The sequence below is a fragment of the Streptococcus orisasini genome (assembly GCF_001431045.1).
Classification (GTDB): Bacteria; Bacillota; Bacilli; order Lactobacillales; family Streptococcaceae; genus Streptococcus; species Streptococcus orisasini.
Genome location: NZ_BCLE01000030.1, coordinates 102,583 through 114,281, shown reverse-complemented (window position 1 = coordinate 114,281; position 11,699 = coordinate 102,583). Strand labels below are relative to the sequence as shown.

The window sequence follows — 11,699 nt, the reverse complement described above, 5'->3', positions numbered from 1 at the left end:
CTCTTTAATTGTTTTATTATCAGCTAAATCAAGGTACAGTCAGGCTTTAAATGGGATAAACTAACAGGCCCATAGCTTAATTCTGTAAACAGTATCTTTGTTTAGTCACTGTTAGACAAGCAAAGATTTATTGATAAGCTTCTGCCTTCTCAGATAAAAGGGTCCATTCTTCTAAAAGTTCTTCCTGCTGAGCACTCAAATGATCAACTTCTTTTTGCAGATCCATAAGCTGACTGGCATCGTTGGTTGCAGCCATTTGCTTTGTTATCGTATTTTGCTGCTGCTCAAGCTGCTCTAAAGTTCCTTCAACTTCTTCAAGCCGGCGGTTCAGTTTTCTCAATTCTTTTTGGCTGGCCTTTTGACTGTGATAATCCTGAGCTGCATTTGCTAAAACATCAGCAGGCACCAATACAGCAGACTTGCTTTTAAGCCCTTCTTGTTCTGCCCTTTTCTCAAGATAATAATCATAATCACCCAAATACAGTTTAGAGCCTTTCTCTGAAATCTCCAAGACTTTTGTTGCTACACGGTTGATAAAATAGCGGTCATGACTGACAAAAATCAAAGTTCCGTCAAAATCAATCAGGGCATTTTCAAGAACTTCCTTGCTGTCAATGTCCAGATGGTTGGTCGGTTCATCCAGTACTAAAAAGTTATTATTCTCCATGGACAGCTTTGCTAGCAGCAAACGAGCCTTCTCTCCGCCTGACAGCATGGCAACTGTTTTTTGTACATCATCACCAGAAAAAAGAAAGGCACCCAAACGATTCCTAATTTCCACTTCTGGTCTAGTCGAAAAAGCTGACCACAGTTCTTCTAAAACAGTATTGCGGGCTGTCAAATCGGACTGAGTCTGATCATAGTAGCCCATTTCCACATTGGCACCGTATTTGAGTTCGCCTTTAATAAAGGGAATAAGTCCAATAATGGATTTTATTAAGGTTGTCTTTCCAATTCCATTAGGACCGACAATGGCTATGGCGTCATACTTATTAACCTCCATATTAATCGGACTAGACAAAATATCGCCATCGTAACCAATTGCTGCATCGGTAACTTTTAGGACTTCTCTGCCGGAAGGTTTGCTTGATTTAAAGGTCATCTGAGCCTTTTTAGCATTGTTATCGGGTTTTTCCAAGCGTTCCATTTTTTCCAGCTGCTTACGCCGCGACTGCGCACGTTTGGTCGTTGATGCGCGAACAATATTGCGCTGAACAAAATCTTCTAGTTTAGCAATCTCCTTTTGCTGCTTCTCAAATAGTTTTTCCTCAGCTAGGAGTTTTTGAGCCTTTTGCTCGACAAAACTAGAATAATTGCCAACATACCGATCCAATGAATGCTTAGTCAAATCAAGAGTTACAGTTGCAACCTTATCCAGAAAATAACGGTCGTGACTAACAATAATCAAAGCTCCTTGATAATGCGTCAGATAGTTTTCCAGCCAGGCAATGGTTTCAATATCCAAATGGTTGGTCGGCTCATCAAGCACCAAGAGTTCAGGTTTCTCTAAAAGCATCTTGGCCAAGGCTAAACGCGTATTCTGTCCGCCAGACAAGTCTGATATTTTCATTTGCCACATAGACTCATCAAATTGAAAACCATTTAAAATCGCACGGATATCACTCTCATAAGTAAAACCGCCTCTTATTCTAAAATCTTCAGACAGCTTATCATAAGTCTGCATGAGATCATCCAATTCAGAACCTGTCAGCTCGCCCATTTTCATTTCCAGCTGACGCAGGCGTTCTTCGTCTTGACGCAGATCATCAAAAACATGGAGCATTTCTTCAAAAACAGTGTTGTCAGACTCAAAACGACTGTCTTGCGCCAAATAAGACAGGGACAGGTCGCGTTTTTTGTCAATGCTTCCTGAGCTGGCGCTTTCTTCTCCCACCAGTATTTTTAAAAGAGTTGATTTTCCTGCACCGTTACGGCCGACAAGGGCAATGCGGTCACGCTCATCCACCTGAATAGTAATATTATCAAAGAGCACTTCACCAGCAAAAGAGCGCTCAATTTTGTTTCCTTGTAAAATAATCATATGTCTATTCTATCAAATCTCCCTCAGCTAGGCTAGCCGAAATATGAAAAAAAGAACGGTCCAAGCACCCAGCATAACTGCTAGAGTTCAAGCAAAACCGCTCTTTTTTATTATTCTTTTATTACTCTAAATAGTGCTCTTTTAAGCCTGTAAAGGCTAATACAGACTCTTGGAGCCCCCCTAGCAAAGAAGTTTATCAGTCTCCTAAAGCAGCCATAGTTGTCAAAGCAGAGTCATAGTAATTGGTTGAGGACAGACCATTAACAAAAACTTTCTTTTCCTGCTGATGCAGGCGCTCATATTTATGATTATGGTCTATCTTTTTAGCCGCATAAAAAATAGGTGCCTCAAAGCTGGCAGACTGATGAGCATCCAAATGCTTACCGTTTAGCTTATAGCCTGCATAAATAGTTTTTTGCTTCATAAAGAAATTCATCATCTTTCTGAGCATCTTCTGACTTTGCTTATCCTTACTTCTGGCTAAGTTATAAGGCATGCGACAGGCATTGTAATAGTAATCACCATCATACTTGCTGGCAATTAAATTCGCCTTGATTGCCTTAACCTGACCAGACTTACGAACCCACATAAAGTCTGGAAAAAGACCAGCCTTATGCTGTCTGCTCATTTTTTCTAAGCTATCCAACATTGAAGACTTGATAACTTTCCAAGTATTGTTTTTACTAAAATTATAGAAAACATCAAACTGTTCTGGCAGAACATCTGACGTTCTAACCAGATCATAATAATCAGTTCCTTCAGTAGCCCAGTTTCCAACGGTTAAGGACTTGGTTTCTGAATTATAATTATAAGCCAAAATATCGTTTAGCAGAAGTCTAGCCTGTTTTTTGTAAGCCTCAGCCTTGTCAGGCCAGAGCTCTGCTGCTTTAATTAAAGCATAAGCAATATAGAGATCCCCGTCAGTAGCACTGTTAGGCATGTCTTCAATAGAACCATCTGCCTTAATAATTTGTTTCCAAGACATCAGCTGAGTACCCGCAGTACGGTGATCTAGATAATATTGATAGAGTTTGTTGAATTCTGACTTGCTGTCAGCACCCCTTTTAGCCGCCTCAATAGCAATGTACAATCCGTAACCTTGTCCTTCAGAAAGAGCTGTGGTTCCTTTTTTACTTGCCGCCGTCTTGACATAGGCACTCTTACCATGAGTTACAACATAGTATTTAGACCATTGCTTGTAGATATTTTGCCGCATATCATCTGTACTTTTAATACGAATGATGTAAAATCCTGCGGTCAGTAATACAAGAAAGAGCACAAACCAAATATATTTTAATGTCTTTTTCTTCACGTCTTTCTCCTTTAGCCTGCAAATCGTTTTGTTTTAACCCACTTCGTTCCATCACGGCGTAAGATTTTATCCATAATAACAGAACTAATAGATGAGATAGATACTATAATGAAGAGCTGCGTATAAGTAAAGTAAGACAACAGCGCAATCCAAATCTGCCTAACTGTAGCCTGACCGTGCTGAGTTGCTTGTGAAATAGAAATCTGCAAGAGATAAAGCAAAATCATCAAGAACCAGTTAAAGAGCAAAAGTTGAGCCATGTAGACATTGTTGGTATCAAAGGCGAAAGGAAGCTGCACTCCTGGTTTGAATAAGCCGATAATTAAGGCTATCAGATTAGAAAAGAAGAGAATATCTGACAAAACAATCGCTGCATTAAACCAAAAGAAAGTACATGTATAATAGAAAACTTCCCACTTAACGCGCCAATTGCCACGGCCAAAAAGATGTTTGAAATTGGCAATAACCACTTCATAATTTCCCTTAGCCCAACGCTTTCTTTGCAAGTAATAAGATTTCAGCGTTTCAGGTTCTTGCTGGAAGGCTTCTGAATTGTGAGCCAAAGCAATTAATTTACCACTCTGCATGATTTTAAAGGAAATATCCGTATCCTCTGTCAGCGCACCATTTCGCCAGCCACCGATGCTCTTAACAAATTCTGTATTAATGATAAAATTCGTTCCGGGAATCCGGCCAATCTTACCCAAGTGCCACATGCCAACATGCTGGATCCGCTGCGTTACAACGATTTCCTGATTGATACAGCGAGTCAGGAAGTTTTGATTGGCATTACGTGTCTTGTTGCGTCCAAAGGCTGCAACATGACGTTCAGGATCTTCCATTACTTTTTGCACAAGGAAATAAAGAGCATTTTTCTCTGGCATAGCATCGGCATCATAAACACAGATGTAATCTCCCTTGGCTATTTTCAGAGCATCATTTAACACTCCTGCCTTTCCACCAGTACCAGTACGGTCAATCAAGGTTAAATCTCGATCAGCATATTGCGGTAGAGCCTTCACCTTTTGCATTTCCTGATAAGTGTTGTCTTCGCAGTTATCAGCAAAAAGTAGAACTTCTATCCTGTCATGAGGATAGTTCATATCTAGAATCGCTTTTGCTGTTTGGGCAATAACCACATCTTCATTATGGGCCGGAACAACTACTGTTATCATCGGATATTCAGGTAAGGGACTGATATCTACATCAAAATCACTGTGTTTAAACCAGAAATGAACCGCCGACATAAGAATAATCAAGGCCATCGCCAAGGAAGACCAAATTGAGATTAAACTAATAATCATTAAAATCTGACTAATCATCATCTACCGCCTTAAAGTTTTTATTAACTCGTTCAAGAATAACTAAATAGCTAATGAATAAAATGACAAAGCAGGCTGCAAAAAAGAGACTGATGCCAAGTCCAATATTAAAAAATATATTCGTTAAATTCATATCTCCACTCACTTAATATTCTACAATAATATGAGTTTCCAAGAGTCGTTCCAATCTCTTGATAATGTCCTCATAATAAGCATAACGCTCCCAATTTTCATGATCAACCATCTGATAACCATATTGGAATTGAATTTCATGTGTACTGTTCTCATGATTAAAGCGTATATTACTCAGGTTGATTTCTATCTCCTCTTCAAGCTCAGAATGCCAGTTAGGATCTGAGCTGGTTTGAACAATAAGAAATAAACCGTTTCTTAAATAGAATACTCTGTCACTGTCTTGCTTTGATCTAAAAATAGCACGATTAATCCGCTTGATACTGGCATAGTACTCTGTCGGCTGCGTTTGTTTAAACTGTTCCGCGTGAGCCCAGCTGACCAGCATGGTCTGAATCGTAACATCATCAGAATGCTGAGCCTTGCGAGCGTAATATTCATAGTAGCTCTTAGCCTTGGAAGTCTGAACAGCAATGGCACCTTTTTTCTCTAAAATTAGGCCTTCCAGCTGATTGGCAATAATTAAAATAATCGGCAGAGCAACAATCAGAATAAAGCGATCCTCCAAAGGAATATAAGAAATGCCAACAATCAGAATAAAGGATCCGATAATGAGTGAAAAAAGCTCTGTCCAAGTCACCAGCAAATCGGTTAAAAACCAAGGAGTCAGTAAGACTATAAATATAAGAAAACCATAAATGCCTGCCATCATAGGACTGTACTGAAAAGCCACATAAAGACTTGAACCAGCAGCTAGCACCAGAAGCAAAAGCATGGTAGAAAAATTTAGCAATCGTCTCATCTTAAGCTCATTACTCCCTTCCAAAATCTTCTGGCCGCTCGCCATCATTGAAATAATAAGAAATAGCGTCTAAGATACGTTCAGAAGCCTGACCGTCACCGTAAGGATTTTTGGTCTGAGCCATCTTATCATACACACCTTCTTTATTATCAAGCAAGTCTGCCATAGCAGTTCTGACAGATTCTTCTTCAGTTCCTACTAATTTCAAGGTTCCGGCAGCTACACCTTCAGGACGCTCAGTTGTATCCCTAAGAACCAAGACAGGTTTCCCCAGCGAAGGCGCTTCTTCTTGGACACCGCCAGAATCAGACATAATGAAATAACTCTTGTTAGCTAAATTATGAAAATCAATAACATCAAGCGGCTCAATTAGGTGAACACGCTCAACATCTGCTAAAATTTCCTTAGCAGCTTCCTGCACCGAAGGACTCAGATGAACCGGATAAACAATCTCAACATCAGGGTAATCAGCCAAGACTGCTTTTATTGTTTTAAAGACTCTGCGCATTGGCTGGCCTTGATTTTCACGACGATGCATAGTGACCAAAACAATCCGATGGTTTGGATCAATATTATCAAGCACCTTGTGGTGGTAATCTTCCTTAACAGTCAAAGTTAAGGCATCAATAGCTGTATTGCCGGTAACAAAAATCTGTTCAGCAGGATGATTTTCTTTTATAAGATTGTCCCTGCTTTGGCTGGTTGGTGCAAAATAAAGATCTGCAACAATATCAGTTACCTGACGGTTGACTTCTTCAGGAAAAGGGGAATACTTATTCCAAGTCCTGAGGCCTGCCTCAACATGACCGATTTTGATTTGATTGTAAAAAGCAGAAATACTGGCAGCAAGAGTTGTCGTAGTATCGCCGTGCACTAAGATAACATCAGGCTTTTCAGTCTTGAGGACTTGGTCAAGTTTGTTAATCACATTAGTCGTAATTGTTGACAAAGTCTGCTGCTTACTCATAATGTTCAAATCATAATCAGGGTCAATGTGAAATGTTTTCAATACTTGATCAAGCATTTGCCGATGCTGAGCAGTTACAACCGTTACTGCATCAAATCGTGCGGCTTGCTCTTTTAAAGATCTAATTAAAGGAGCCATTTTTATAGCTTCCGGTCTTGTACCGAAAACAAGCATAACTTTAATTTTTTTCATATTTCCTCTTTATGATAAATTTAAATTAATGTATGTCAAAATAATACATCTTTGTCATAATATCACTATTTTATTACATTTTCAAGACAAATTCCTTTGATTTTTTTAAAAATTTTTTCCTTTACTTTATGATTATATTAAAAAACGCCCTTATCAAAGAAGAGCGGTAAATTATTCAAAATCCTTGTTACAATCAACTTTAGATAGGTCAAAACAGTTTGCCATTTTATTATAAATAGATGAGAAAAATAACTAAATTAAATAACCACAATTATTTCTTAGATAACAATAAGATTAAATTAATATGATAAGTATATTGTTTTTTTAAACTACTTCATATTATTTAGCATAAAGTTTTTTAACAGCTGCAACATCAGTATCCTGAATACCATAATAAGAACCTGATGAAGCCATTACCGAGGTTTCACTGTCATCATGGTTAAGACCGATAGCATGTCCTAGTTCGTGCTCTGCTGTATGAACAATCCTATCAAAGCTATAGCCATAATTTTCATTTAAAAGATAATAACGATTGAGTTTGACATCAACGTGACTAATACGATTTGTCGCAGCATTGGTTTCAGATTCAGCCAGCCCTGCAGCTTGAGTTTTAGCGTCTGAATAATCTGTTGCTATAATATTAGCCCCTGCTTTATTAGAAACAATATTAAAAGTAAAGCTGCCAGTTGCATTCCAATTGGCAATTGCTGTCCGATAAGCTTTAATAAAAGTCTCATCGCTTGAAGCAATGTAGATTGTAGCCTTATTCTTATCCCAGCGGCTGCCTTGTTCATGTTCGTAATTATCTGTTGACAGCTTAGACATAGTATCTCGCAGATTAAAATCACTGCTAAAAAAAGTCGTCGATATTTTATGAATCTGCTCAGAAATTGCTGCTCCAAAATCAGCCTTACTGCTGCTGGTAAAATAGAAAAAGAGCAAAGTAATAATCACTAAGATAATGACCGTTCGAAAAAGACTCCAGATGAGACTGAAAATTAATCTAGGAATAAAAAATAAAATCTTAAATACACTTTTCATAGAGAACTGTCCCTTCATTTTTATTGAATAGAAAAGACCTAGAACTAAGTATAGCAAGCCTAAAAATAAAAAGCAAGGATTTACCAGCTGCTTTTGCCACAAGCTTATCAAAAAAAGAAGACAGCCGATCATGACTGGTTTACAGTTATGACTTGGCTGTCTGCTAATTTTTTATAGGCATTATTCTACTGCCAGTTTTTTAAACTGACCTTTTTTAACCTTTTGGTATCCTTGCTTTTTAAGCAATTGTTCACTCTTTTTCAGACTGATATAAGTTGCTTTTCGGCCTGAAGGTGTGTCAAGTTTGATTTCTGGCAGTTTCTTAGCCAGTTCATTAAGATTAGCTTTTGTATAATCAACACTGACCTTTTCAATCAAATAAGTATCTTTATACTCAATGCTTTCCTTAACACCTGTGATTCCTTGATATTTTTGAGCTTCGTCAGCAATTTTTTCCTTGGCTGCTGCTGCATCCGCTACTTTAAGTGCTGAATAGGTCAATTGGCTTTCAGACACTTGTTTGGTAACACGATCGCTTCCTCTTAGGTGATAATAAGTCAAGCGAATATCTGCTGCATTCTCTTTAAATAATTGGTAGTAAACAGCTTGTGTACGAGAAGACTTTGCACTGACTGTCTGTTGCGTAGTCAAGACTAACAATACGGTTGCAGCCAGCAAGCCTAAGATAAGGCCAAGTTTCTTTTTCATCAATAAATTTCCTCACTTTCAATTTGTACTTTCTTATTGTAACTTCTGATAAGTTCTCTGTCAAGGACTCTATTGTCCAATAACTATTAAATAAGATTAAAGAACACTTTAAAACATGATTAGGACAGTCTTTCTTCTTTTTGATAGTCAATTGGAAGCCATTCTAAAAGAAAGTCCAGCTGCTTTTCCCAATAATACCACTCATGCCTGCCATGATCCTTGCGGTAATCAATATCAAGCCCCAGAGCTCTCAGCTTTTCAACAGCTATTTCATTGGCCGGAAAGAGAAAATCTTCATAACCGCACCAGGCATAAAATTTTGTTTTTTTATCTGATTTTTTTGCAAGCGTCGTTAAAAAGTGTTTCTCAAGCTCTTTTTCTTTCTCCAAGTCACCAAAGATGCCCTGCCAGTAGCTCGGGGAGCCTTCTGTAGTGGTTGTGATGCTTTTTCCATCAATACCGATGCCAAGTGCTCCTGAAAATGAAGCTGCATGTGAAAATTTATCAGTGGAAAGAGCAATCTTGTAAGCACCATAGCCACCCATAGAAAGACCTGCAATAAAGGTTTTTTCACGCTTCTTGGTCATATTAGGAAAAAAGCGCTGCATAACTTCTGGCAGTTCCTTAGCTATCATATCATAATAATTAAGACCATAGGCGGTATTGGTATACCATGCTAAATCTGTTGAAGGCATAACCACAATCAAGTTTGTGCGGCGCAGCAGGCGCTCAATTGCTGTACGCTTTTGCCAGGAATTTTCATTTCCGCCCATGCCATGTAAAAGATAGAGTACCGGAATGTCTGTGTCATTGACATATTCTTCTTTAATTTCTGAGGCGTCTGGATAAATGACATTAACATGGCGCACCATATCTAAACTTTGCGATTGATATTCTATTTGAAAAAAAGCCATTAATCAATTTCCTCCCAATTTTATTTCCCTCATTATAGCATAATTTATTTTCTTTTGATAAACTAAAAAGAAAAAACAGGAGGCAAAAAATGACTGCAATTTATGGGGATTTAATTGACCAAGAGACTCGCTGTATTGACTATCATGGCCCTACAGATATTGTGGCTTTAAAATGCTTTGCCTGTCAAAAATACTATCCTTGTTTTAAGTGCCATAATCGTCATGAAGACCACCCTTTTGAGCCTTATCCACAGCATTTAAAAAAGGATAAGGTGGTCTTTTGCGGAGCCTGCCAAAAAGAATTGACCATCGAAGATTATAAAGGAAGAGCTGCCTGTCCTAACTGTGACCATCCCTTTAATCCTAACTGCAGTCGCCACTATGACTATTATTTTACAGATTCCTGATAAGCACACATCAATATAACAGCCTATTGCTGCACAAAAAAGGAAGAGATAAAATTGGTTTTTTAATTGCCATTTTATTTCTTCCTTATTTTTATTTAACTTATCTAACTTCCATAACAACCGGTAGGATTGCAGGCCGGCGTTTGGTTTGATCAAAGAGAAACTTACCGACTTCATCGCGGACAAGGGATTTTAATTCACCCCAGTCAAAGTTATCTTGGCTCAAGTAACTCTCAACAGCCTTGTTGACAATTTCAGCACTCTCACGCAGAATGTCGCGACTTTTTTTAACGTAAACGAAGCCGCGGGTATTGATTCTAGCTCTGGAAATAATCTTTTTTTCCTTCTTATTGACTGTCAAGGCGACAATAAAGACACCATCTTCTGATAAGACCTTGCGATCGCGCAGGACAATGTTGCCCACATCGCCAATCGCATTTCCGTCAATCATAACGTCTCCTGCAGATACGGCTCCTTCGTGAACAAAGCCGTCCTTGCCATAAACCATGATGTCCCCACGTTTCATAATATAAATGTTTTCTGGGAACATGCCGATTTCAAGCGCTAAATCAGCATGAGCAGCCAGCTCTCGGTACTCTCCCTGAATTGGGAAAAGGTATTTAGGTTTAAGAAGGTTGATCATCAGCTGAAGGTCACGGCCATTGGCATGTCCTGACACTCGAAGATCCTGGGTAATCAGTCTAACAGTGCCGCCCGCCTTATAGATCAGATTTTCAACCTGTGCTACAACGGCTTCTTTCGAAACCGTCGGCGTTGTCACAATGTAAACCAAGTCTCCGTCTTTAATTTCCACATAGCGGTGACGGCCGACAGCCATTTTTCTCAGACCGTTCAAAGGTTCGCTCATCCGGCCTGTTTCCAAAATAATCAACTCATGATCTTCAAACTTATGCATGTCTTTTGGCTTCACAATGAGCTTTTCATCCACAACTGAAAGCTTTTTAAGGCGGATAGCGGTGCGGACAATATTTTCAACATCAAAACCAGTCAGAACAACACGGCGGCCGTTATTGGCAGCCGAATCAAAGACCTGCTGGATACGCACAAGGTTAGAAGCCACTGCCGCAACAATAATGCGGCCTTCCCAGTCGGAGATAATCTGCTCCATCTCAACGCCTACTTCAGCTTCACTGGCAATTTGAACATTGCTGTCAGCGTTGGCAGAATCTGATAACAGAGCCAAAACACCTTCACGTCCAATCTCAGCAATACGGGCTAAATCTGTCTGATAGAGCTTGCTGGCAGCCTGATCAAACTTGAAATCACCGGTATAAACAATATTGCCCTCCTTTGTGCCGACAACAATTCCCAAGCTTTCGGGGATTGAGTGCGTTGTTTTAAAGAAAGAAATCAAGGCATCCTTAAATTCAATCTCAGTTTGGGCATCAACTACATGAAAGTTATGAAATTTCTTGGTGGCATCATTATTTTTGACAACCAATTTGGCTAACTCAATAGTCAGCTCAGATCCAAAAACCGGTGCCTTGACATTGGCTAAGAGGTAAGGCAGAGCACCAATAGCATCAGCATGCCCATGAGTTAAAAAGATTCCCTGCACTCGTTTTTTATTTTCAATAAGATAATCCAAATTAGGTATAATAACATCTACACCTAGCTGCTCATTTTCTGGATATTTTAATCCGGCATCCAGAACAAAAATAGAATCATTGACCTCTGCCAAATAGAAGTTCTTACCGTTCTCCCGAACTCCTCCCAGGGCCATAATTTTAATATCTGTCATTAGTTCTCCTTATGTTTTCACAGTATTTTCAGATAAGTTTTTGTCATACAATTCACTATCTTTTCACTGTCTTTATTTTCATACAAACGGTCCCTATCT

Annotated in this window: 10 protein-coding genes; 1 reads left to right on the top strand and 9 read right to left on the bottom strand. The window is 38.9% G+C overall.

All coding sequences use genetic code 11. The annotated features are described in order from the left end of the window. Positions 1-127: 127 nt before the first annotated feature. The 8 genes from abc-f to SCSH_RS06280 all read right to left on the bottom strand — a co-directional run bounded on the left by abc-f (position 128) and on the right by SCSH_RS06280 (position 9,431). A complete protein-coding gene (gene abc-f / locus SCSH_RS06315; protein WP_057491049.1) occupies positions 128-2,041 on the bottom strand; it encodes a ribosomal protection-like ABC-F family protein in 1,914 nt (637 codons plus the stop codon). 196 nt (positions 2,042-2,237) lie between these two features. Further along, entirely contained in the window at positions 2,238-3,353 is a 1,116-nt protein-coding gene (locus tag SCSH_RS06310; protein ID WP_057491048.1) for a glycosyl hydrolase family 8, read from the bottom strand. Positions 3,354-3,364: 11 nt separating this feature from the next. Then, positions 3,365-4,675, bottom strand: coding sequence for a glycosyltransferase family 2 protein (locus SCSH_RS06305; RefSeq protein WP_057491047.1), 1,311 nt, complete (start codon positions 4,673-4,675; stop codon positions 3,365-3,367). Between the two features lie 145 nt (positions 4,676-4,820). After that, a complete protein-coding gene (locus tag SCSH_RS06300; RefSeq protein ID WP_057491046.1) occupies positions 4,821-5,609 on the bottom strand; it encodes a hypothetical protein in 789 nt (262 codons plus the stop codon). A 10-nt stretch (positions 5,610-5,619) separates the two neighbouring features. Next, entirely contained in the window at positions 5,620-6,768 is a 1,149-nt protein-coding gene (wecB, locus tag SCSH_RS06295) for a non-hydrolyzing UDP-N-acetylglucosamine 2-epimerase (protein WP_057491045.1), read from the bottom strand. 339 nt (positions 6,769-7,107) lie between these two features. Beyond that, on the bottom strand, positions 7,108-7,809 hold the full coding sequence (locus tag SCSH_RS06290; RefSeq protein ID WP_057491044.1) for a M57 family metalloprotease: 702 nt from the start codon (positions 7,807-7,809) through the stop codon (positions 7,108-7,110). A gap of 180 nt (positions 7,810-7,989) precedes the next feature. Then, the gene (locus SCSH_RS06285; protein ID WP_057491043.1) at positions 7,990-8,517 is read right to left on the bottom strand and encodes a DUF1307 domain-containing protein; all 528 of its coding nucleotides are present in this window, start codon (positions 8,515-8,517) and stop codon (positions 7,990-7,992) included. A 119-nt stretch (positions 8,518-8,636) separates the two neighbouring features. Further along, on the bottom strand, positions 8,637-9,431 hold the full coding sequence (locus tag SCSH_RS06280; RefSeq protein ID WP_057491042.1) for an alpha/beta hydrolase: 795 nt from the start codon (positions 9,429-9,431) through the stop codon (positions 8,637-8,639). An 89-nt stretch (positions 9,432-9,520) separates the two neighbouring features. On the opposite strand from SCSH_RS06280, the gene SCSH_RS06275 reads away from it, so the two are divergent. After that, on the top strand, positions 9,521-9,838 hold the full coding sequence (locus SCSH_RS06275) for a CHY zinc finger protein (RefSeq protein WP_057491041.1): 318 nt from the start codon (positions 9,521-9,523) through the stop codon (positions 9,836-9,838). A 100-nt stretch (positions 9,839-9,938) separates the two neighbouring features. Here the strand turns inward: SCSH_RS06275 and SCSH_RS06270 are convergent, their stop codons facing one another. After that, positions 9,939-11,600, bottom strand: a complete 1,662-nt coding sequence (locus SCSH_RS06270; RefSeq protein WP_057491040.1) for a ribonuclease J — start codon at positions 11,598-11,600, stop codon at positions 9,939-9,941. Positions 11,601-11,699 lie beyond the last annotated feature (99 nt).